We start from the raw sequence: 23757 nt of genomic DNA, 5'->3' as shown, positions 1-23757 counted from the left end.
TCAATCTCTGTTTCAATGCATTATCACAATTGATTCTTTTCGCATTATCTCTGCTGCATTCTATATTTTTCCAACTTCACCCGTTTTAAGATTGCATATCGTTTCATCTAATTGCAATTTATATCTTATTAAAAATCATTTTGCAATCTTTTGCAATTTTTACTTTCTTTTCCGTGCAAATTCCTCTATAATCATCATCAGACAATAATTTTCATGTACAAATGGAGGTTTTCTATGATCCACATGATTTTTTATGCTCCCTATCCCCAGATCGTCCCTCTCATTAAGCAGGTTTTCCAGGAACGTCCTGACTGTGATGAGCTTGAATACGAAATTGTACAGGATTTCTATAATAATCCGCTTCAGGATCTGAACGCCGATGTCGTGATCGCCCGCGGCTTCTCTGCCCTGACCATGAAGCAGCGCGGCTACATCTGCGCAGAGCTGAAGGTCGGCGGCTATGATGTCATTGCTGCCGTCCTGAAAGCGCGCCGCATGTCTCCTGGGCTGTCTCACATTGCGGTGATCGGAGCCTTTAACATGATCTACGGTATTGAAAGCATCCGGGATGCATTTCCTGACATGAAGCTCTCTACCTACCCGGTCAATTCCGAACCCCTGCTTGCTGACGCCATCCGGCAGGCGATTTCCGATGGATGTGACGCCCTGGTTGGCAACTATACAGGCGTTGAGCTGGCCAAAAAAAGCGGTCTTCCGGCTGTCATGATCGAATCCGGCCAAGAAGCCATCAACAATGCGATCGACGAGGCAAAATCCGCAGCCGAAATTGACTTAAGAGAGAAAATGCGCAGTGCCCAGATGGCCAATATCATGAACTATTCCTTTCAGGGCATCCTTTCCACAGATCAGAACGGCATCATCACATTCGCAAATAAATACTGCTATTCTATCCTGGACTCCGGCCACGCGCTCCTTACCGGACGCAGCATCCTGGATTTTTTCCCCAACCTTCCGGTGGAGGAGGTTACCAGAAACGGAAAAAAGCTTCTTTCCGAGCTGCACATCTATGCCTCTTACCACCTGATGGTAAACTGCGTTCCGGCGCCGGATAACAGCGGAAATACCGGCTGTGTTCTGACATTTCAGGATACAAGCCGCATCCAGGCAGATGAGCTGCAGGTACGAAAAAAGCTGCGTCATTCGAGTTTTCAGGCAAAATATCAGTTTTCCAATATCCTGCACAAAAGCAGGATCATGGATTCTGTGATCTCCGATGCCATGACCTACAGCTATTCCGACTCAAATATCCTGATCTGCGGAGAAACCGGAACCGGAAAAGAGCTCTTTGCGCAAAGCATCCACAACTCCAGTCCCCGCAAAAACCATCCCTTTGTGGCGATCAACTGCTCGGCACTCCCGGAAAACCTTCTGGAAAGCGAACTGTTCGGCTATGTAGAAGGCGCTTTTACCGGCGCTTCCAAAGGCGGAAAAATGGGCTTCTTCGAGCTGGCACACAAAGGCACTATCTTCTTAGATGAAATCGGAGATGTCTCTCCAAACCTCCAGAGCCGTCTGCTGCGTGTTCTGCAGGAGCGCGAGGTTGTGCGTCTCGGAAGTGATACCGTCATTCCGGTTGATGTGCGCGTTATCTCTGCCACCAACAAAAACCTGAAAGAGGAAGTGGCTAACGGCAGGTTCCGCCAGGATCTGCTTTACCGGCTGGATGTTCTGGAGCTGAACCTCCCGCCGCTGCGAAACCGGGAGCAGGATGCGCTCTTTCTTCTGAGTCAGCTGATTTCCTATGAGCACGAGCGCACCGGCTGCATCCTGACAGGGCTTTCCGAAGAAGGAGCCAGCCTGATCACGCAGTATCCCTGGCCCGGAAATATCCGTGAAATGCGAAATTTCTGTCAGAGACTCTCCATACTGACCCAGAATCCGCTTGCCACACCTGCAGATATCCTGAAGGTCCTTCCGGATGCAGCTGCCGCCCTCACTCCAAACGGGCCGAAAAAAACGGACCGGTCAACGCCCGGGGACGCACCGGTCTATTCACTTTACGATGAGCGGGAAGAAATTCTGAAGGCGCTCTATACCTTCCACAACAGCCGCACAAAAACTGCTGAATTTCTCGGAATAGACAAAAGCACCTTGTGGCGGAAAATGAAAAAATATCACATTCTTCTTCCATGATCTTTCACACAAAAATGGGGAATGCGCGAAATGGCGCATTCCCCATTTTTGATCAGTATTCTCAAAAGTCCATGTTACTTTAATCCATTTTCAGCCATATAGTCAGCCTCATACTTCGTCACGTATTCCGTTGCTGCTGTGGTATCCATGTAGTCTGCGATCAGCTTATTTGCGTCAATGTACTCATTCTTCCATGCATCCGTCTCGGATACGCTTCCGAGTACCTCGCTCCAGTAAGCTGCAGCCTCATCACTCATGGCTGCCGGAGCTGCAACACCACGCCATACCGGAACCTCTACATTGTTGTAATCTCCCACCTCACTTAAGGTCGGAGCATCTGCCAGATTGCCGGTATAGCGCTCATTCGCCAGTGCCAGGATCGGAATCAGGGAACCAGCCTCGACATATTCAGAGGCTGCTGCAGGTTTTGCGATCACAAACTCCACATGTCCGCCTAATGCCGCTGTGATCGCGTCACCTGTAGAATCATAGGTAATATAAGTCAGCTGATCTTCGGATACTCCCAGTTCTGCGATCAATGCCTGATAGGTAGCGATGTCATCACCCTTTGAGCCTCCGATCACTACCTTATTGCCTGCCTTTACTGCATCAATGACATCTGCAAAGGTATCGTATTTTGCGTCTTTTCCCTTGAATAAGAGCTGCTTGTCCACTGCCATAACCGCAAGAATACGGAAATTAGAGGAACGGTTCTTGGTATTGGTCACCATCGGCATCAGATCGCCGCTGTTGAAGGTCAGAAGCTGATAATCCGCATTCTTTTTCAGACCTGCCACTTCATTACGTCCTATCTCACCGGAACCGTCTGTCTTGTTTGTCACTACGATAGTCTGGCCATTGACAAGATTCTGGGCAGTCATAATATCACTGATCTTACGGGTAAAAATATCCGATCCGCCGCCGGCGCTGGATGTACACATCCACTGGATCGTTTTAGTCGGAGTAAAGGTTCCATCCTTCACATCCTTGCTGCCGCCGCAGCCGGTCACCAGTACGGATGCTGCCATAACGCCTGCCATGATACCTGCTAAAAGTCTCTTTTTCATAATATAAACCCTCCATTTTTTATTTTCACAGTTTTTGTTTTTTCAGGCTGCCGCGCCTTTCTTTCTGGTCAGAACCGGGCGCAGGGCTGAAGCAAGAATAATCGCAAAGAAAATGATCATCAGCACACAGGTGATCGGTCTTGTAAAGAAAATGCTTAAGCTTCCGCCGGAAAGCATAAATGCCTTACGCATGTTGTTCTCCAGAAGCGGTGCCAGTACAAAGGATAACAGCATCGGAGCTGACGGGAAATTGTTCTTGTTTAAAAGATATCCCACAATGCCGGACAAAAACATTACAATAACACCATACATGGAATTGCTGGTGCTGTAGGCGCCTACGATGCAGACTACCGTGATGATCGGGATCATGTATTTTACCGGTACGGACAGAATCTGGATCAGGAACGGAATAATACAGATCGCAACCAGTAAGGTAAAAACGTTTGCCAGATACAGAGACGCAATCAGGCCCCAGCAGAACTCCGGCTCGTTCTCAAACAGGAGCGGGCCCGGAGATAAGCCCCACATCATCAGACCGCCTAATAAAACAGCGCCGGTTCCGGATCCCGGAATTCCCAGTGCCAGAAGCGGTGCAAAGGCGCCTGCAGCCGCTGCATTGTTTGCTGCCTCTGCTGCCGCAATACCCTCAATCGCGCCGGTACCAAGAGGCTCCTCACTCTTAAACTTTTTCTGGACAGCATAGCCCATGAAGGATCCTGTGGTTGCACCCGCTCCCGGAAGAACGCCGATGAAGGTTCCCATCAGTCCAGAACGAACCGCCGGCGGGAGCAGTCTCTTAAAATCATGTCCGGTCAGCATGGAACCGCGGATGGAAAGCTTCATCTCATTCTTTGCAGAACCGGCACGCTTCTCATTGTCAGAATCACGGTCGTTGATCAGCTTGATGACCTGCGCAAAGCCAACCGCACCAATGACAAACGGAGTAAACGGAATTCCGCCGAGCAGATGCATGCTTCCAAACTCATAGCGCGGAGCGCCGGACAGGGTATCCATGCCCATGCTTGCAAGCAGAATTCCAAAACAGGTAATGACTACACCCTTGATGGGATTTTCTCCGACCAGCCAGCTGATGGATGTCATGGCGATCAGCAGGATCGCTGTCATCTCGGACGGACCAAATTTCAGTCCCAGGTTTGCAAGGCCTGGTCCCATAAAAGTCAGGATAAACATGCCGATGGTACCACCGATGCAGGATGCCATGTTTGCGGTTAAAAGTGCCTGTCCTGGTCTCTTTCTCTTTGTTGCCATCGGGTAACCGTCCAGAGTGGTGCATACCGCAGGAGAATCACCCGGGATGTTTAAAAGAATTGCGCTGAAGCTTCCGCCGTACATATTGGAATAGTACAGGGCGCCCAGCATGATGATTGCCGTTGCCGGATTAAACTTGTATGTCAGCGGCAAAAGCAGTGCGACACCGGCCAGAGAACCAATGCCTGGCATTGCGCCAACAATCAGTCCAAGGACTGCGCCAAGCATACATACTCCAATGTTCATCGGAGTCAGTGCTGTGCCAAAGCCCTGGATCAGCATGGAAAAGTTTTGCATATTCCGTTTCCTCCCTACATAAAGTTTTCAAACAGTCCCCATGGGAACTGAACCTGCAGCCATCCAGCAAAAACCCCCAGCACAATGACTGCCACGATCGCTTCAATGATGATGATGTGCAGGATCGGGGTTCCTTTCTCAATCACCAGAAGCCAGAAGAGCACATACAGAAAGATCATCGGGATCATGCCAATGATGAAGCTTCCCGCAATCACACCTGCGCCGCCTGCGATAACCAGAAGCTCATTTTTGTTGTACTGTGGTTTATCCTCTTCTTTCAGTGTCTGGAAGAATGCGGCCACACTGGAAATCACCATGACCACAGCAATGATGCTGGGGAAAAATCCCGCTTTCGGTTCCTTGTCCCAGAACCCCAGCTGCGTAAATCCAACCACTGCAAACACCACTCCCATCAGTGCCATTGCGATCGGAATCAGCTGTTTTGAACCAAACCTTCTCACCTTGTTCTACCTCCTCTTACTCACATCCTGCTGCGGATGTCCTGATAAGCATATAGAAAGCAAGGCTTGTGCCATGTCGCTGTTATTTGGGCTATTTTTTGTAAAATATTGTTCAAAGCGCCAATTTCCATCGTGATTTTGTCCAATTTGGCACCCTGTTTCTTCTTTTTCACTCATCACTTTGTCCTGATCTGTTTCTTTTTTCTCAATTATGTTTCCATTTCCTTTATTGTGTTTCATGTCGTTTCATTTTAATGCGCATCGTTTCATTGAAACAAAGAAAAAGGACCCCTTTCGGAGTCCCCTTCCTATATGCAATACAAAATTTTACCGGATGGCTTTGTTATTTTGCTGCAACAGCTGCCATGGTAGCACACTGTTTTACAGCATTCTCAAACGATGCCGTTGTCACCACACCTTTTCCTGCAATGTCATAAGCAGTTCCATGTCCGCAGGTAACAATCGGGATTGGGAAGCCGCCTGCAACGGTAATACCTCCCTCGAAACCAATCAGCTTCAGCGCGATCTGGCCCTGATCGTGGTACATGGTAACCACGCCGTCAAGCTCTTTCTTAACCAGTGCCTTGTGGAACACGATATCAGACGAATATGGACCGGTAGCATTGATGCCTTCCTTCTGTGCCCACTCGATAGCCGGACGGATGACATCAATTTCCTCGCGTCCGCAGTCCCCATTCTCACCGCAATGCGGATTCAGCGCAGCAACGCCGATCCTGGGATTTTCAATTCCTGCTCCAGTCAGGGTCTTATAGGAAAGACGGATTGCCCGCTTAATGCGAAGTCCGTCATTTTCACGCAGATCTGCGCTAACCTGGGAAATCGGAATGTGGCTCGTGGTTCTGGTCGTGTAAAGACCGTTGGTCACATTGATTTCGCCAAATGGATCTGTGTGTCCCAGAAGCTTTGCAAGATAATGATGCTCACTCTCCAGGGTCAGTCCTGCATCATGCATGCCGGCTTTATTTAACGGCCCAAAGACATAGCCGCCAATCTTGCCTGCCTGCCATAATTCCACGCCAAGCTTCAGCATATCCAGACATGCCTTACCGCTTACTACAGTCTTAACTCCAAACGGAACCTCCTCCGGATCTACATTTTTCTGATCCAGCACCGGAAGACCCTTCTCCCAGTCTGCCTCTTCTGCATCGGAAATCACCTGAAGCTTCACCTTATCCTTTGCCCCGATCACCTCAAGCGCACGCTCCAGCACCCGGAGATCTCCGATCACGATCGGCTTACAGTACTGCTCATAAAATCCTTCTACTGCGCACTTTGCCACAAGCTCCGGACCAACACCGGCAGCATCTCCAAGAAGCACACCAATCACTGGTTTTGTTGCCATATCAAATACCCTCCTTTTTCCTTAAATGCACTGATATTTTTTTGCATTTATGTTCTGACCATATAATAAGCAAGGTATATGCCAACCTGGCGCATCCGGCTGTTTTTTTCTTTTTGCAGGTATTGTGCACCTTTTTACCGCGTTTTTTTCATACTTCAGACGTTCTCTTTTCCTGCAGTCTGTTTCATTTCCATGCAGTCGGTTCACTCTTCCCCGTTTTTATGTTTCATATTTTCATACGCTTTTCTTTTTGTTTCTTTTTGTTTCATTCATTTTGCGCTTACCGGTTACTGAATCCAGTCACCGCGATAGGTCTTTACGCCGTTTTCGGTGGTCCAGAGCTTGTATGGATAAGTCCGGCCCTGTAAAGCAGGGTCACATGGATAGGTTATAACAGGACCGTCGTTATCGGAAGCTCCGGGCAGAGTTCCCGCTGACTGATTTCCGTCACTGTTTTCGGATACCCCAAGCAGTTTTCCCGCAAAATAGCAATCGGTCAGCTGCACATCTGAATCTTTATCAGCCTTACCGACCAGGCCTCCCACTCCGCCTTTCCAGCCTTTTCCGATATCATAAATACTCGCTGTGCTGAAGGAGTTGGAGATTGCCACAGGTCCCTGCAGCCAGCCTACCAGACCTCCCACCGGCCGCTGGCCTGTAATACTTGCTCCGCCTGTCAGCGGGTCTGCTTCTGCAGCACTGGCATAAGACTGGTTTCTGCCTGCAACATAGCATTCTGTGATCTCTGCTTCTGCCTTCCGGTCCGGACCATGGGTAATCTCAAGGTGAGCGATCAGACCTCCCGTTGCATCACTGACATATCTGCCATCCAGAAATCCTGAAAAAACAGACTGCCGGATCTTCATGCTTTTTCCGATTCTGGCATGGCCGATCAGGCCTCCGACCGTTTTTCCGTTATATTCATATATTTTGTTAATCAGGGCATTCTTTCCGTACACATACACATGATCCAGTTCCAGCTCTTCCACATCCGCAGATGCTACTGCACCACCAACATCACCATTGTCACCGTTCGTGGCGGTGATACACATATCGTCTCCGTAAATGCGTATATTCTCTAAACGCACATAGGTGTCTTTTGCGGAATTTCCCTTTGCAAATGCCAAAATCCCAGCTGCAGTTCCATTGCCCTTTACCTGCAAATTCTTCATTTTCAGATCCTGAACCTTCAGATGCGTGTTGGATAAAATAAATGCGGATGCATTGCCCCATTGCTGTTTATAATGCTTCTGGATTCCAATGTTCAGTCCCGCGATGGTATGATGGTTGCCATTATATAATGTAAGATCCGGATTCTCGATACACTTGAAGCTGCCGGCTTCGGTATAGCCCTGACTGTCATAGTCATGAAAAACCTGAACCGGCTCACCCGGATACCGTTCTTCCAGCTCATCGCAATATGGCGCAGTTTCCGCAAGAACCGGAGCATCCGGATCCTCATCCTTCCTCCAGAGAATATTATCTGTCTGCTCTACGGTCGTAATCTGGAATTGTTCCCTATTGTAAAAGCTCAGATTGATCAGATGTCTGGCACTAAAAACCTCTGCGGTATGCTCGTGAAGCTCCCCGAAATAGCTGTTTACCGTAATGCTGCCGGGATCAGAGGGAGCCGGGATCACATTTGCTTCGCTGACCGTTACCGTTGCATCCTCACCGGCCCAAAAACCATTCCGCAGGTTTTGATAGCCCATCTGCAGAAATTCCTTGCTGTCCAGTAAAAAACGGACCTGCAGCTGCGATGCCCCTGCTTTACTGATGGCAAAGCGGTGATCTCCTCCGGGAACGGAACCCTTATAATCCCATTTCCATTTGATGGCGCTGTTATCCGGATTCTCTCTTAATTCCAGGATCTCCGATGGATTGCTGTTTCCGTAATATTTGAAATCGTCCGGGTTTTCGCCGATTTTTAAAATAACATAGGTTGAAAGCCCGCTGGATTCCCCGTAAACAGAGAAAATCAGATACTTCGGTTCTGTCCCTGCCGGCATGTCTGTCACATAATCCACCCACAGCTCATTGCCATTATGTACTTTCAGTTCTCCGGATGGCTGTGCCTGAACCTTGAACCAGTCTCCCACATGCACACGCGCAAATTTAAAGACCTGCCTGGTGCGGATACTGCCTTCACCGGTGTCATTACGGATGGCACTGCTGGTTTCCGGATCCTCCTGCATCAGCTGGAGGACGGTCGGCATGGGGTAGGTGCTTTCCTGTGTTGTGTCATATGGGAATGCCTGCTTTTTCCTAAAGGAAGCATTCTCAGCAAAATAGTTCTCAAGCTGATCGGGATTTGAGTACTCCAGGATCTGTTTTCCCTTTACCGTGCCGGCATTTTCTCCGCCGCTTACCACTGATGAGGTATAGCAATACGAAAAATCGGATGCTTTCTTTCCGGCTACGCCATCATCCATGCTCATGTTCCCGTATTTTGTTACAAAAGCAGTCACGTCTGCTTCGTCCGGGGCATACATTCCTCCGGACCAGACAGATGCTGTCACGTAGCTTCGCTTCACAGCGCTGCCTTCCGGCAGGACTGCCGCAAGTCCTCCGGCAAACCCCCGGGTGGAGACAATATTATAACGTCCCTTTGCCGTGTTGAAGCCCTCTGTCCCCGGATACAGCTCCGTCAGGCATTCCTGGTTTCCGGTATGCCCGGCCACATAGCAGTTCTGGATCAGAACCTGCGCAACCCCATTGTCCGGTGTATTCACCTTTGCGGCGAGTCCTCCGGCAAAGGACTGCGCCTCCACATAAACCGATGCCGCACAGCCTGACAAGGTCACATTGCCGGTGGCAGAGCCGATCAGGCCGCCTGCCGCTCCTGCTTTAGCCTCAATCTTAAATGCTTCGGCCTGGTCCGGCCGGGTCTGATCTACCGAAGAAGGCTCCGTCACTCCGGAACGATAGGTGTTTGCCGCCATAACAGATTTCACAGTCAGCGCTGTTCCCCGGAACGCTCCGACCAAAGCTCCGGCATCTGCCGGTTCCAATACGGTACCGCCGCCCTTTGAGGTGATCACCGGATACTGCACCAGCACATTTTCCACGGAAATTTCAAGGGATGGTGCATCTGTCTCCTTCCTTCCGCATCCGACCAGCCCTCCGGCATTGTCAGCTGCGGTGATCACCGGATGCACCAGCTCTAAATCGGTCACCGTCAGATTCTTCGATACGGTTCCAAAGCAGCCGCCTGCCCCCGGTGTATTCACGACAAGCTCACTGATCTTTTTGCCATTTCCCTCATAGACCAGATCAAATTCAGGCTCCAGCGGTGCATAACAGCCCGGAGCCGTCCCGGTCCACTCCTCTGTCAGAACCTCTCCCTGCTTCTTGTATATTTTGTAGTAAACCGGGATGCTGTCCGGCTCCTGTATTGCCGATGCATGGCTGCTGTGAATTTCACGCGCAACGGCATTCCGATAATCCCGCCAGGACATATCTTCGCTTTGCGATACCACATATGCGCCCGGCTGTTCTGCCGGAGAATTCAGTCCCAGCTTCTGCTCATTTGCTGCCGGATGGAAATCCGAAACCCGCCTGTCCAGATTTTCCAGATGCCGGATATTGGAAACCACGATTTTGCCGTTAGCGACTTTCTGAAACAGGCTGTTTGTCTGACACACCGGACTGGCTGCCGTATTGCCGCTTTCGGTCACTGCTTCCGCATAAATGTAAATATCCTCTCCCGGGATCAGGGCAATGTTATTTCCTCCATGATCCGATCTCATATCACCTCTCAAATCCGCAAAGCGCGCGCCCTGAATGGAAATATCATCCAGGATCACATCACAGACACTGCCGGCTCCCTTCGTCAGTACACGCTCATCCTGCGTAAAGCTGTTTAAATTGATCCAGCCCTTTGCTCCGCTCGCCGCACCCTCGACCCACAGCTTTAATTCGTTCGCACCTGACGGAATCTCTACTTCCACATATAAAACTTCTTCATTATGAACGGTAACCTTCATTTCCACCTGCTCCGGATCTTTCTTTTCCGGCTCAGTCAGAGAGGCTCCTGCATAATATCCGACTACTTCCCCATAAAACCTCTCACGTTTCTTGGGATCTCCTGTAAGCCCGGACAGCTCTGAAAATTCCGCTGCGGTTCCCTGAAAGATATAGCAGTCAGAGTACCATACTTCCCGGACAGCTCCTGTCCCAGGCGCATAGACGATCAGATAGCTGCCGTCCGTGCGGACTGTCTCATCAATAGATCCAAAGGGAAGCAGACGCTCCCGGATCCCTTCCGTTGTATTGCCTGCGCCTTCGCCCGGCTGATACAAAATACAGTACAGATCAGCTGCATCTGCTCCGGTGCTTCCGGTAATTGCAGTCAGCGCAATCCCGATCTTGTCCGTGAAAGCATTTGATTCCGTTTCCGAAGTACCGTTTGTGTCGTTCTCACCATACTGATGCAGAAGGCGTTCCATGACTCCGCCGGATTTTGCCAGGCTCAGATTATTCTGGGCTGTCAGGAAAATTTCCTTCGCGGTGCGGTCCATCTCCATGCGCCGCAGACTGCTCTGATAGCGGATCGCCGCAACAAAAGAAACACCGGCAAGAATCAAGGTGATTGCAATGACCACCAGAAATTCCGCCAGTGTAAACGCTCCGTTCCTGAGTTTTTTTGTATATGATCTGTATTCCATCTCTTTCTCCTCCGGGAAAGCATTTTTACTCATCCTGTCCTTCCAGATTCACCGCGCGCACAACCAGCTTGTCCAGATGTGCCGCCGGCTCACAGTCCGCATTTGCGACATCGCGCTTGTAATAGACGTTGATATCCTCCAGTATAAAGCAGCTGTCCGCATACCGGTATTGATCCACATCAAAGCTTGTACAGAACAGTCCGCCCATGGCGCCATCCGAGAGAAGTGGCACCTTTGTGCCGTCACTCAGATACTCTTTGCAGATGCCGGCCCGGTCTTCATTGGAGATCTGGTCTTCATTGGAGACCTGTGCTCCATTGGAAGCCTGTGCTCCACCGGCTGCCTGATATGGCATAACAGAAAGGCGCATCCAGTCTCCGGTCTCGCCGCTGAAAAATTCAGGGCCGCAGTCTCCGCCTGACCTCACCTGCTGCGCCTCGGACAAAACATCGGTAATCAGCTCCACCGTGGTGGCAAGTACCTGCTGCGCCTCGGCTTTTTCCGTGGTTTTGCGGTACGCATTTTTTACCGCAGCAACACCGCCGGCAACCGCCACCGCAGACATGGCAAGAATCAGCACTGCCGCCAGCATCTCCGTCAGGGTCATACCTGCCCGGGAGCGGACACAGCGCTGCGCTATTTTGTTTTTCACTGCCTGGTACCACTGCCTTTTCATGCGTTCTGCTCCATATTTTCCTATTCTTACTGCCTGCTGTAACGATACTCGCTTTCTGTCTTCTGCGTTTTCTCATCTGCATCGTCCGGATCCTGGCCGGAATACAGACTGACCGGATACTCTCCCACATTCATGGTCCCATTCCTGTGCGCGAAGCCGGTCACTTTATTATTTGCGCCTTCTTCCAGCCGGAAGATGAGGTCGGCCTTCGTTTTATAAGCGCCGGGATCTGTATCCGCAGATTCCTCCAGCTCCAGCCGGTTCCGTCCGGCATAATACCGGTTTATGATCTGATCTCCATTTGCCAGCATCCTCCTCGCCGCCATGAGGGCCGAGGCAAACATGGTAAGCGCAAGAACGATCACCAGTACTGAAACTAAGAGCTCCGCCAGGGTTTCTGCCCTGCGGGACTGTAATTTTTCACGATATATCCGGAATAAATGCTGCCGCATCGGCTTCACCTCCTGTGTTCCGGATGCCAGTCTCCATCCGGATGTGTCCGCCCGATTTTTCCGGATGCTAGTCCTCATCCGGATGTGTCCGCTCGATCAGGCCCCGTTCCCAGCAGATGGTCGTAACGCGGGTCGTGGTCGTGATCGTCCACTCCTCCTCCACATCTCCATCCGGTCCCGTTCTTTCGTAATCCTTTTCCTCCACGGTTTCCTCAGTCTCTATCTTTGCCGGAATGGTCAGCTTCCGCTCACAGCGGTCCTCTTTCTTCGCATCAGCTGTCTGTGTATCAGAAAGAACGGCTGTGATATGATAGTCCGAATCCATCGTCAGCTTCACCCGTGTCTCAAGCTGATCGTAATACTGTGTGCTGCCCTTTTTCCTGACCGACATCAGAAAATCCTTTTCTGCTTTCTCCTGCTGCGGCGCGTTTTCCTCATCCTGCTGCAGGGTACGGTACAGATCCACCACGCAGGCATCGATCATATTCCGGGCAGGATCCAATGCCGTTTTGTCAGAATACAGATAGGTCAGGGTCGGATAGGCTGTTGGCTTATTTTCTCTGCTGTCCTCTACCTTTACATCCGTGATCGTGATCTTATTTTTGCTGTCCTTCATCTCATCCCGCAAAAACGCGGCTGCCGATTCCACCGCAAAGCGCTTCTGGTCTGTTTCGGGAACCCGCTGCATCTTCCCGGCAGAGGCAGAGGCAGAGGCCAGAATGACCGATGCTCCGACTCCGCACAGTACAAAAAACAGGATCGCGGCCACCAGGCTTGCGCCTGTTTCACTGCCAAGCACTGTATAAACACGTGGACGGCGCTTTTGCTGCCCACCAGATTGTCTGCCTGCCCTCTTCATGCTTTATTCTCCAAGTGCTGCCTCTGCAGCGGTTTCCAGATCAGAGCGCTGCAGATCTGACAGATCCGAATTCGCAAGTCCGTCTGCCTGTGCCTGCTGTGTCTCCTCGACCGGCAATCCCTCCAGGCTGTCCGCTCCTACGGTGGTCTCATAGTAGGTCATATTGAAGGAAAGGGATACACGCCCTTTCTTAAGGTCCGCCATCTGATTCGGAAGTGCTCTTGCCATGCTGTTTATGCTGACGTCATGGATCATGCTGCGGTACGGTCCCTGCAGGATCTGACGCATCAGCTCTGCTGCCGCATCGTAATTTTCTGCCTCACAGTACACAGCAATGTTGCGGCGTACACCGGTTCCATCCACCTCCGGCTCCGAGAAGGTAAAGGAAAACTCATAGGCACGGCCGTATACCTCATTGAGCTGTTCCAGCTCTTGCTTGAAATTGTTATAGGAAGGAACGACCGGCGCGCCGGAGGCCCGGTTTTCGTCAATCTCAGCCTGCATGGCCTTGATCTTGGAGGCTTTTATCTGCTCCAGGGCTATCTCATCCTCCAGCCCGGCTGTATCAGCTGCCCGGATGCGGTCCTGGATCGGCGTGTAAATTCCCACATACCAGCCGGCCAGCAGCACCAGCAGCGCAAGGATCACAAGAGCCAGCTTCTGTGTTCTTGTCAGTACATATTGCATTAAGGATCTCATCCGTTTTCTTCCCCACTCTCTCCAGGAACTTTAAAGTAAACCGTCACATGTGCCACCACCCTTTTACTGAGTGCCAGCTTCGTGCTAAATACACCAGCAGCGTTCACATCATCCGATGCTTCCAGAGATGCCGTCACATAGCGGACAGACTCATCCGCCTCAAGCTGTCTTACCAGCTCCGGAAGCATGCTTCCGCGCTCCAGCCCGCAAAGAAACTCCACATGGTCATCCACGATCGAGACGGCCGGAATACATTTACAGAGCGGGAAGACCCGCTCCTTTATGAGCGCCGTGATTTTCAGCCGGTCCGGGATCTGCTGCTCCTTCTCATTCTGCCAGGCACTGCCATAGTGGGCATATGCCTCCTGCACCTCCGGCATGACGCTGTTTGCCAGCTTCATGGCAGCCAGCTGCTGCTCCATGCGCTGATAGTCCTGCTCCGCGCGCTCTACCTCCTGAAGCGGCATGACAATGCCCACCTGGACAAAGCCATATAAGAAAACCAGAAATACGGCAAAAGCTCCGACCTGCGCCGCGATCACGCGTTTCTTAAATTCACGCTGATACAGATTGATCCGCTTTTTGCTCGGGTATTTCGGACCGCCAATCTGGATATTCGCGATAGTTTTTAAATCAGCCACGATATACCTCCTTAATCAAGCAGCACGCCAACCGTCTGCGGACTGTCTACCCATTCCGGGTTGTTTTCTTCCTCTGCCTCAGTAAGAAGCCCGCCTATGCTTTTTACCGGAATTTCCACAGTTTCCGCCAGCTCACTGATCAGGGCCTGGTATCGTGCGCCTCCTCCACAGTAATAAAGCGTATCGATGGTATTATCCGCATTGTTGAAGCTATAGAAGTTCAGGACACGCATAATCTGTACCGCAATGCTCTGATAACGGTCCTGCAGGTGCCTGTCGATTGCCTTCTCACTCTGTGTTGTCCAGAATGCGTCTTCCGCATCCATATCCAGCTCATCCAGCCTTGTCTTATCGCCCCGGTGCAGCCGTTCGATCTCCTCACAGCCCGGCTCCATGGTGCGGGTAATGTCATAAATCCCTTTTCGGAAAAAATGCACGCGCAGTGCCTTTGTTCCAAGGTCAACCACCGCGAAATCCTTATCCCGCTCCCCGTTCTGCATATGCTCCAGAATCCGCTCCAGACCCACCACGGAGGGGACAAGTCCCACCAGCTTCAAACGCGACAATTTGGCCAGCTTCTTAAACTGTCCGCAAAGCTCTTTCCGGCAGGCAGCCGCCAGAAGATCCAGCTGCTCCTCCGTCCGCTCGATCACTGCATAGTCGAACTGATATGCCCCCAGTTCCTCTCCGATATAGTCGTGGAACTCATAGGGAAGGTTCAGCTTCAGCTGGTCTGTTGTCATCAGCGGCAGCCTGCAGCGTTTTACATAGGTATCATCCTGACGCAGCGCAAACACCACATTTTTGCAGTGAATGTTATTTTCGCGCAATATATCCTGTATAAACTCCGCATATAATTTCATATCTGTAAACGTATCATTATCCAGGCGGACCGACACATATTTCTTCAGCTCGCCCCGCTCCATATATGCAATTTTAATGCGGCAATGTCCAATTTCAATTCCCAGACAATTTTTCATCGTGTGCACAATACTCCGTTTAAAACAGTCCCGTATACCAACGGGTGATCACAGTTCCATAGAGGGTCATGATAAAGCACGCCGCCGCGATGGAAGGGCCAAAGGGAAGCCGCTGCGATCTGCGCAGTGCCGCGAACCCGAGTCCAAGCAGACAGCTTAAGATCAGATAAAACAAAAGCTCCCAGGCTGAATTCAAATACAGCCCGGTCATAAAAAACAATTTGATGTCCCCGCCGCCAAGGCTTTCCTTTCCGGTCAGCCGGTCAAACAGAAGAGATAACAGCAGCATTCCGCCGCCGAGCACCGTTCCGAAAAGCAAACCGCGCAGTATATGGAACACCGGTTTCGGCAAAAGGAAGGCCGTCACCAAAAACACCAGACAGCCCGCTATCTGCAGTCGGTCAGGAATGATCCAGCCATGAAGATCGGTCAGGGCCATGGTCAGAAGGATCAGACCGAGAAGAATGCCCCGCAGACTCATGACGGACAAGTCAAAACGATAAACCACCATGCAGCAGCCGATTCCAGCAAGCAGCTCGGTGAAAAAGCACTCTGCCGGAACCTTTGCGCCGCAGTAGCGGCATTTGCCCTTTAAAAAAAGCCAGGAGAACAGAGGCACCAGGTCCGGCGCACCCAAAACATGGCCGCAGCTGTCGCAGTGGGAACGTCCGGCAAGGGCCGACTCTCCCGATAACAGGCGCATGGCCAGGCAGTCCGCAAAGCTTCCCAGGCAGCAGCCCAGAAGGAAGGTGATACAGAGGATGTAGGCTGTGAGGCCAAAACTAATATGTAGCATGATGTTCTCCCAGATTATGAAGCTGTTTTGTATAACATTTTTTCGAGATTGGACGGATTCTTTTCCTGTCCGGCAGCGCCATTCTGATTTTTATAACCGGAATACATTCTGCTGATGAATTCGCCTTTTTCGTTGTAGCCAACCTCAATGATGATCCAGTCCCAGCCGTTTTTATCTCCGTTGCTGTGCGTGCGCAAGGCCACTGCATCCAGGCCATATGCCTTCAGGATATTTTCCACATCCTTGTTATAGGTCCAGTCATGATCTACGGTATGGCCGTGAACGGTAACACCTTTATTCGCACCGCACCACATGCCTTTTACCGTTTTTCCGTTGTCGCGGTAAGCCTGAGGTGCGTATTCTGTTGTTCCGTTGCAAAGCATGACCCAGGTACCGTATCCGTTGGAGCTAGTGGTTCTGGGAACCTGAATTTCTTCGTTGTTATAGGCCAAAACCAGTGCTGACTTAATTTTCCTGGCTGTATCCATGTCCACTGCGCGTCTCGCCTTCTCGCGCTGAGAAGCAAAAACCGGAATGCTGATCGCCACCAGGATACCGACGATGGCAACCACTACGAGGAGTTCAGATAAGGTAAAAGCCTGTTTCTGCCTGTATTTTAGCATAAATACTCCTCCTTCTATTAAGAGATTCCTATATAACTTTTAAACATCAATTTGATTATACCAAAAAGTGGATGGGAAATCCCATCCACTTTTTCATTGAGTTATTTCCCTTATTTAGCTTCAGAATCAGCATAAACTGCGGTTGAACCTACAGCATCGTTTGCGGCATCAGTGATTTCTACCCAAATATGTGTATATACCGCATTAGAATCAGCATTTCCGATTTCTTTCTTTTTAGCTGCATCAAGAGTACCCGTATAAGTTCCCACAGTACCAGTCTGAATATCATACGTGTACTTTCCACCTTCACTTGTTGCGGTACCATTATTATCTTCAGTTAAATAATATGCTACTGCAGCTGCTTTTGCTGCTCTTAAGTTTGCTTCGTTAGTTGCCTTTCTTGCCTTACCAAGCTGTGCAGTAAACACCGGAATAGAAATTGCAACCAGAATACCTACGATTGCTACTACTACCAGCAGCTCTGCCAGCGTGAAGCCTTTTTTGTTTCCACGAACCTTTTTGAATAAGCTTTTCATGTTTTTAGTCTCCTTTTGTAAAAGTTTTTATTTTTTATTATTGATCGAAGGGCTCCTTCGTTTCAATCGTGTTGCGTACAGTTTTTCATTACATCAAATCGTACATCGTGAAAATCGGAAGGTAGATCGACACCACAATGAATCCCGCGAAGATGGACAGCAGGATCAGCAGCGTTGGCTCCAGCATGGCCAGAAGTCTCTGGATCCGGAAATCGGCTTCGTTGATGTAGTAATCCGCCACATTCTCTAACGTATCCTCCAGCTCACCGGTTTCTTCTCCTACCGCACACATATCGATCATGGTCTGTGGAAAATACTTCCTGCCCTTCAGACAGTCTGTCAGGGTACGGCCCTGCTCAATGGTTCCGCGCATAGCCTGGACCTCGTCCCGGAACAACGCGTTATCCATGACCTTGGCTGTGGTTTCCACGGCCTGATCCAGCGTGATGCCTGCTGCCAGAAGAACGGACATGGTATTGGCAAACTGCGCCGCGGCGTTCATCTGGTTGATGATGCCCACTAACGGCAGTGATAACGCTATTTTAGCCTTCCGGATCTTTCCGTCCGGTGTCTTTGTGTACATGCGAAACGCAAGAATAAAGACAGCCCAGAACGCAATCATGACCAGCCACCACGCAGCGAAGAAGTCTGACGCGCCGATGAGCATCCGGGTCATAAGAGGAAGCTTTCCTCCCAGATCCGCAAATACATTGGCCAGCGTCGGGACCACCTTGGCCATAACAATGATGACGACCACTACCGCGATCGCAATGACAAACATGGGGTAGGTGAGCGCGCTTTTGATTTTCTCTGTAGTCTTATAAGCCTTGTCGTAGTATTTGTGCAGCCGTTCAAAGGACTGGTCCAGGGTACCGGACTGTTCGCCTGCCCGGATCGTCTCAATAAAGGTAAGCGGAAAGCGTTCCCGGTGCTTCTCCAGAGCTGCCGCCACGGTGCTTCCTGCAGCGACCTCTGTGGCCGCTTCCGCCATGACCCTGCGCAGACGTTTATCACCACACTGTCCAGCCAGCATCTGCATGGAACGGGATATGGACATTCCTGAGCGGAGAGTGATGGCAAACTGGGAACAGAGAATGGATAAATCCTTGGTCCTGATCCGCTTATTACCAATTTCCATCTGCAGCAGGCTTGTCTGTTTTTTCTTTTCTGCCTCGCGGCTGATGCTTAGCAGTACCGGATAGCTGTCCCGGACTCTGGTTGCGGCAGCCGTTTCTGTTTCTGCCTGGAGCACGCCGCGGACTTCCTTTCCGTCTCTGCCGAGTGCCCGATATGAAAAAGTCGGCATATCTCAACCTCCAAGCGCATGTCTTACAAGGTTATGAAGAAATTCTTAATAGCCTTTCAAATTTTCATTCTGATTTTATCACCTTACTATTTCGTTGTAAAGAAACACTTATTTCCGAAGCGTTATTGTACTAAATAAAATACATCAAATTGTGACAAATACGCTGTCTTTTATGACAAATTATTTGTTTTAAATTTCATAACTTATTTTAGCGTAACAAAAAGCTCTTTTGCAGCTCGGCCGGATCATACGCAGATTCCATTGCAGTCTCCGGCATGATCACGCCGCGCTGAGCCAGCTCAAGCAGGGAATGGTCCATCGTAACAGAACCATCCTTTGCTCCGGACAGCAGATAGCTCTGCATCTGCGGAGTGCGGCCGTCCCGGATCAGGTTCCGGATCGGAGTCGTGATCATCATAAGCTCGCAGGCTGCCGCGCGCCCCTTCCCTTCGGCACGTGGTACCAGCTGCTGTGCCAGAACTGCTTTCAATGTCATGGACAGCTGCAGACGGATCTGAGGCTGCTTATTTTCCGGGAACACCCCTACAATCCGGTCGATGCTGTCGACTGCGGAGTTTGTATGAAGAGTAGAAAAAACCAGGTGCCCGGTTTCTGCCGCCACCAGCGCGGTCTCGATGGTTTCCGGTGTCCGCATCTCACCGATCAGGATCACATCCGGGTCTTCCCGCAGGGATGCGTAGAGCCCATGCTCATAGTCTTCTACATCCACGCCCACCTCACGCTGGTTGATGATGGCGCGCTGCGGGGTATACACATACTCGATCGGGTCCTCCAGCGTAATGATATGAACGGGCCTTGTCTGGTTGATCTGGTCCAGAATGGCTGCCAGGGTAGTGGACTTTCCGCTTCCGGTTTCACCGGTCACCAGAACAATGCCCTTATTCCAGCGTGAAAACTGACGCACGGCATCCGGCAGTCCCAGTTCCTGAAGCCTTGGGATGGTATTGCTTAAAAGGCGCAGCGAAGCAGAAAGAGCCCCCTGCTGGCGGAACAGGTTGATCCGGATGCGCCGTCCGGCAAGCGTTGCGGAAAAATCCAGCTGGCCGATCTGGTCTATCCTTCTGACATGCTCCCCGGCCAGCTGTCTTCCAAGCTCCTCACAGTCCTCGTAAGACAAAGGTTCGTCTGTCAGGCTGCGGATCTGGCCGTCAATCCGGCATTTTGGCGGCAGGCCCGCGATCAGGTGCACATCTGAGGCTTCCTTTTCTGCTGCTATCGCAATCAGTATTTCTGCGGTATATCGATACATATTCGGATCGTTCCTTTCTTTTCCTGTTTAGAAGATGGACAGCGTTCGGATGATCTCGTCCACGGTTGTAGTTCCATTCTCCAGAAGCTTCTGCGCATGCTCTGACATCGGGATATACGCGCTTTCCCTTCTCGCAGCCTCCATAAAGCGCGGCCGGTCTGCTCCTTCCATAATACAGCGGCGCAGACCTTCCTGGATCACCATGACCTCAAATACACCGATCCGTCCGCGGTAGCCGGAGCGGAAGCAGTGGTCGCAGCCGGCTCCGTGCCAGTAGATCCGCCCCGGAATATCCGGTATTTTCGCAAGCTCCAGGGCTTTCTTAGGCGGCACGATCTGCTCTCTGCAGCTTGGACAGATGCGGCGCAGCAGACGCTGGGAAATGACACCGCGCAGGCCTGCCGCGATCAGATAAGGCGGTACGCCCATATCGCGCAGACGGTCGATGGCGGAAATGGCATCCTCGGTATGGATCGTGGTGATGACCAGGTGACCGGTCATAGCGGCGCGCATGGCGATCTCTGCGGTCTCGCCGTCCCGGATCTCACCAACACAGATGATGTCCGGGTCCTGGCGCAGGATAGAACGCAGACCGGAAGCAAAGGTCAGGCCGACCTTTTCATTGATCTGTACCTGCGTAGCGCCTTTCATATGATACTCTACCGGATCCTCCAGCGTGATCAGGTTGGTCCGGTCAGAAAGCAGTTCACGAATCAGGGTATACATGGTCGAGGATTTACCGGAACCGGTCGGTCCCACGATCATGATCACACCGGAGGTCAGGCCCAGAAGCTTATCGATCTTGGCATCCTCAAGCGGCGGGATACCGATGCCGCGCCGGTTCAGCGTTTCCTCATTTCTGCGCAGGATACGGATCACCACCTTCTCGCCATAGATCGTCGGCAGCGTGGAGGTTCGCATATCCAGCTCCGTATCTTTTACGGAAAGGACTGCGCGTCCATCCTGCGGGATCCGCTTTTCCACGATGTCCATGTGAGACATGATCTTCAGACGGGATATCACAGAATCCTTCAGCTCTCCAGGAATGACCATGATGCGGTGCAGCTGGCCGTCAATACGCATGCGGACGATCAGTTCCTCCTGCGTCGGTTCGAAATGGATATCGGATGCATTCTCCGTATAGGCCCGCTCAATGATGGAATTGACCAGGCGTACCATCGGGGTTGCATTTTCCTGACTTTCGGATGACCGGGCCGCTGTCTCTGTCTCCATAGTGGCTGCATTCTCCGCGCGGATCTGCGCCATGGCCTGTGCTGCGCCTTCATTGCCGTAGAGCACGTTGATGGCATGCTGGACAGCCGGCTCCGAAGCGATCATCGGCACGATACGCTTTCTGGACGTGCGCTGTGCCTCCTCCACCGCCATAAAGTTGAGCGGATCCGCCATAGCCAGAAACAGCTGGTCCTTCGAGCTACGCACCGGCACAATGCTCATGCGCTTTGCCAGATTTTTCGGAACATACCGGGACATCTCCGGCGCAATGTCCACCTTGGTCAGGTCAATATACTCGATACCAAGCTGCATGCGAAGGGCATCGATCAGCTGCCGTTCCGTAATAAAGTTATGCTCGATCAGAATAGAGCCCAGACGGCCTTTTTCTCTGGACTGGAATTCCAGGGCCTGCTTTAACTGCTCCTGCGTGATCAGTCCCAGTTCCAGAAGCATATCACCTAATCGTTTTGTACGCATAGTTTCTCCTTCCTGTAAATCAGATATCGTTTTTCAAATCCGCCAGGCACAAAAGGCAGATCCCTGCACAGCCGGGAATCTGCCCTTTTACTCATGGTAGTGTCTCTGTGTTCTGTTTTACACTGCTGCCTTGATCGCTGCCAACAGCTCCTCATAGGTCTCGTACGCCGGAAGATCCGGATTGTCGTTCTTGATCTGATCGGTGCTCTTAAAGAGGAAGCCGGCCTTGCTGGCACGGATCATGCCAAGGTCATTGTAGCTGTCGCCGCTGGCAATGGTCTCAAAACCGATGGACTGCAGTGCCTTGACGGTACTGAGCTTGGACTGCTCAATGCGCATTCTGAATCCGGTGATCTCACCGTCCTCTGCTACTTCCAGCTCGTTGCAGAAAATGGTTGGCCAGCCCAGCTTTTTCATGAGCGGCTTTGCGAACTGGGTGAAGGTATCGCTGATGATGATTACCTGTCCCAGTTCCCGGAGCTCATCTAAGAACGCTCTTGCTCCCGGCATCGGGTCGATCTTCTCGATGGTTTCCTGGATCTCCTTCAAGCCAAGTCCGTGCTCCTTTAAGATTTCAAGACGCCATTTCATCAGCTTGTCATAGTCCGGCTCATCGCGGGTGGTGCGCTTTAACTCCGGGATGCCGCTGGCCTCAGCGAATGCAATCCAGATTTCCGGTACTAATACTCCTTCCAGGTCCAAACAGGTAATAAACATGATATCATCCTCCAAATCTTAGTGATGGAACAGGCGGATGCCGGTGAAGGCCATCGCCATGTTGTATTTGTTGCAGGTCTCGATCACGTTGTCGTCGCGAACGGATCCGCCCGGCTGCGCAATATATTTCACGCCGCTCTTATGTGCACGCTCGATATTGTCACCGAACGGGAAGAACGCGTCAGAGCCCAGTGCCACGTCGGTCATCTGATCCAGCCATGCACGCTTCTCTTCCTTAGTGAATACCGGCGGTTTAACCTTAAAGGTCTTCTCCCATACGCCATCCGCCAGCACATCCATGTACTCGTCACCGATGTAAACGTCAATGGCGTTATCGCGGTCAGCACGCTTGATGCCGTCCACAAACTGCAGGTTCAGCACCTGAGGAGCCTGGCGTAAAAACCAGTTGTCTGCCTTCTGGCCTGCCAGTCTGGTGCAGTGTACGCGGGACTGCTGTCCTGCGCCGATGCCGATGGCCTGACCGTCCTTTGCGTAGCAGACGGAGTTGGACTGAGTGTACTTTAAGGTAATGAGAGAAATGACAAGATCGATCTTTGCCTGATCCGGGATTTCCTTATTCTCAGTTACTACGTTGTTCAGCATGTCTTTGTTGATATCCAGATTGTTTCTGCCCTGCTCAAATACCACGCCGAACACCTGCTTGCGCTCGATCGGCTCCGGCTCGTAATCCGGGTCGATCTGGATCACGCAGTAATTGCCTTTTTTCTTCTCTTTTAAAATTTCCAGTGCCTCCGGCTCGTATCCCGGCGCAATGACACCGTCAGATACCTCACGCTTGATAAGCTTTGCGGTGGAAGCATCGCAGACATCGGACAGGGAAATGAAATCTCCGAAGGAAGACATGCGGTCCGCGCCGCGGGCTCTTGCATAAGCACTGGCTAACGGTGAAAGCTCTCCCATGTCATCTACCCAGTAGATCTTTGCCAGAGTCTCGGAAAGCGGCAGTCCTACTGCTGCGCCGGCCGGGGATACATGCTTAAAGGAGGCTGCTGCCGGAAGTCCCGTAGCTTTTTTCAGTTCTCTTACCAGCTGCCAGCCATTGAAGGCGTCCAGCAGGTTGATATAGCCTGGTCTTCCGCTTAAGACCTGGAACGGAAGGTCTTTGTCATTATGCATGAATACTCTTGCCGGTTTCTGATTCGGGTTACAGCCGTATTTTAATTCCATCTCGTTCATCTTCGTATCTCCTTTTC

At 51.2% G+C, this 23757-nt stretch carries 21 protein-coding genes; 1 reads left to right on the top strand and 20 read right to left on the bottom strand.

Annotated features, from left to right (window positions below; genetic code table 11):
* Positions 1–234: 234 nt before the first annotated feature.
* Positions 235–2154 carry a sigma 54-interacting transcriptional regulator gene (locus DW819_RS10165; RefSeq protein ID WP_118733190.1) on the top strand — a complete coding sequence of 640 codons (1920 nt, stop codon included), beginning with the start codon at positions 235–237 and terminating at the stop codon, positions 2152–2154.
* A 74-nt stretch (positions 2155–2228) separates the two neighbouring features.
* Here the strand turns inward: DW819_RS10165 and DW819_RS10160 are convergent, their stop codons facing one another.
* The 20 genes from DW819_RS10160 to DW819_RS10065 form a co-directional block, all read right to left on the bottom strand.
* Positions 2229–3221 (bottom strand): tripartite tricarboxylate transporter substrate-binding protein, encoded by a 993-nt coding sequence (locus tag DW819_RS10160; protein WP_118733189.1) that lies wholly within the window; start codon positions 3219–3221, stop codon positions 2229–2231.
* A 42-nt stretch (positions 3222–3263) separates the two neighbouring features.
* The gene (locus DW819_RS10155; protein ID WP_118733188.1) at positions 3264–4787 is read right to left on the bottom strand and encodes a tripartite tricarboxylate transporter permease; all 1524 of its coding nucleotides are present in this window, start codon (positions 4785–4787) and stop codon (positions 3264–3266) included.
* Positions 4788–4801: 14 nt separating this feature from the next.
* Entirely contained in the window at positions 4802–5248 is a 447-nt protein-coding gene (locus DW819_RS10150) for a tripartite tricarboxylate transporter TctB family protein (protein WP_118733187.1), read from the bottom strand.
* A gap of 6 nt (positions 5249–5254) precedes the next feature.
* Positions 5255–5488: a hypothetical protein gene (locus tag DW819_RS10145; protein ID WP_118733186.1), complete on the bottom strand. Its 234-nt coding sequence runs from the start codon at positions 5486–5488 to the stop codon at positions 5255–5257.
* Positions 5489–5591: 103 nt separating this feature from the next.
* The gene (locus tag DW819_RS10140; RefSeq protein ID WP_118733185.1) at positions 5592–6611 is read right to left on the bottom strand and encodes a 4-hydroxythreonine-4-phosphate dehydrogenase PdxA; all 1020 of its coding nucleotides are present in this window, start codon (positions 6609–6611) and stop codon (positions 5592–5594) included.
* A 287-nt stretch (positions 6612–6898) separates the two neighbouring features.
* Positions 6899–11278 (bottom strand): type II secretion system protein, encoded by a 4380-nt coding sequence (locus tag DW819_RS10135; protein ID WP_147353171.1) that lies wholly within the window; start codon positions 11276–11278, stop codon positions 6899–6901.
* A 25-nt stretch (positions 11279–11303) separates the two neighbouring features.
* Positions 11304–11954 carry a prepilin-type N-terminal cleavage/methylation domain-containing protein gene (locus tag DW819_RS10130; protein WP_118733183.1) on the bottom strand — a complete coding sequence of 217 codons (651 nt, stop codon included), beginning with the start codon at positions 11952–11954 and terminating at the stop codon, positions 11304–11306.
* Positions 11955–11980: 26 nt separating this feature from the next.
* Positions 11981–12406 carry a hypothetical protein gene (locus DW819_RS10125; RefSeq protein WP_118733182.1) on the bottom strand — a complete coding sequence of 142 codons (426 nt, stop codon included), beginning with the start codon at positions 12404–12406 and terminating at the stop codon, positions 11981–11983.
* Positions 12407–12473: 67 nt separating this feature from the next.
* Positions 12474–13265 (bottom strand): hypothetical protein, encoded by a 792-nt coding sequence (locus tag DW819_RS10120; protein ID WP_118733181.1) that lies wholly within the window; start codon positions 13263–13265, stop codon positions 12474–12476.
* Positions 13266–13268: 3 nt separating this feature from the next.
* Positions 13269–13964, bottom strand: coding sequence for a hypothetical protein (locus DW819_RS10115; RefSeq protein ID WP_118733180.1), 696 nt, complete (start codon positions 13962–13964; stop codon positions 13269–13271).
* The gene (locus tag DW819_RS10110) at positions 13961–14605 is read right to left on the bottom strand and encodes a hypothetical protein (protein WP_118733179.1); all 645 of its coding nucleotides are present in this window, start codon (positions 14603–14605) and stop codon (positions 13961–13963) included. The genes DW819_RS10115 and DW819_RS10110 overlap by 4 nt, the downstream gene beginning before the upstream one ends.
* 11 nt (positions 14606–14616) lie before the next feature.
* Entirely contained in the window at positions 14617–15585 is a 969-nt protein-coding gene (pilM, locus tag DW819_RS10105) for a pilus assembly protein PilM (protein WP_118733178.1), read from the bottom strand.
* 19 nt (positions 15586–15604) lie between these two features.
* The gene (locus DW819_RS10100) at positions 15605–16381 is read right to left on the bottom strand and encodes an A24 family peptidase (protein ID WP_118733177.1); all 777 of its coding nucleotides are present in this window, start codon (positions 16379–16381) and stop codon (positions 15605–15607) included.
* A 14-nt stretch (positions 16382–16395) separates the two neighbouring features.
* Entirely contained in the window at positions 16396–17004 is a 609-nt protein-coding gene (locus DW819_RS10095) for a prepilin-type N-terminal cleavage/methylation domain-containing protein (RefSeq protein WP_118733176.1), read from the bottom strand.
* 110 nt (positions 17005–17114) lie between these two features.
* Positions 17115–17540 carry a prepilin-type N-terminal cleavage/methylation domain-containing protein gene (locus DW819_RS10090; RefSeq protein ID WP_118733175.1) on the bottom strand — a complete coding sequence of 142 codons (426 nt, stop codon included), beginning with the start codon at positions 17538–17540 and terminating at the stop codon, positions 17115–17117.
* Positions 17541–17628: 88 nt separating this feature from the next.
* Positions 17629–18846, bottom strand: a complete 1218-nt coding sequence (locus DW819_RS10085) for a type II secretion system F family protein (protein WP_118733174.1) — start codon at positions 18844–18846, stop codon at positions 17629–17631.
* A gap of 208 nt (positions 18847–19054) precedes the next feature.
* Positions 19055–20116: a PilT/PilU family type 4a pilus ATPase gene (locus DW819_RS10080; RefSeq protein ID WP_118733173.1), complete on the bottom strand. Its 1062-nt coding sequence runs from the start codon at positions 20114–20116 to the stop codon at positions 19055–19057.
* Between the two features lie 27 nt (positions 20117–20143).
* Positions 20144–21826, bottom strand: coding sequence for a GspE/PulE family protein (locus tag DW819_RS10075; RefSeq protein ID WP_118733172.1), 1683 nt, complete (start codon positions 21824–21826; stop codon positions 20144–20146).
* A gap of 117 nt (positions 21827–21943) precedes the next feature.
* Entirely contained in the window at positions 21944–22543 is a 600-nt protein-coding gene (gene thrH, locus DW819_RS10070) for a bifunctional phosphoserine phosphatase/homoserine phosphotransferase ThrH (protein WP_118733171.1), read from the bottom strand.
* An 18-nt stretch (positions 22544–22561) separates the two neighbouring features.
* Complete coding sequence (locus tag DW819_RS10065; protein WP_118534049.1) at positions 22562–23740, bottom strand: phosphoribosylaminoimidazolecarboxamide formyltransferase; 1179 nt, start codon at positions 23738–23740, stop codon at positions 22562–22564.
* Between the last annotated feature and the right edge of the window lie 17 nt (positions 23741–23757).

This window comes from Clostridium sp. AM33-3, from assembly GCF_003480315.1.
Lineage (GTDB): Bacteria > Bacillota > Clostridia > Lachnospirales > Lachnospiraceae > Brotaphodocola.
This window is presented reverse-complemented; position numbering and strand designations above follow the sequence as displayed.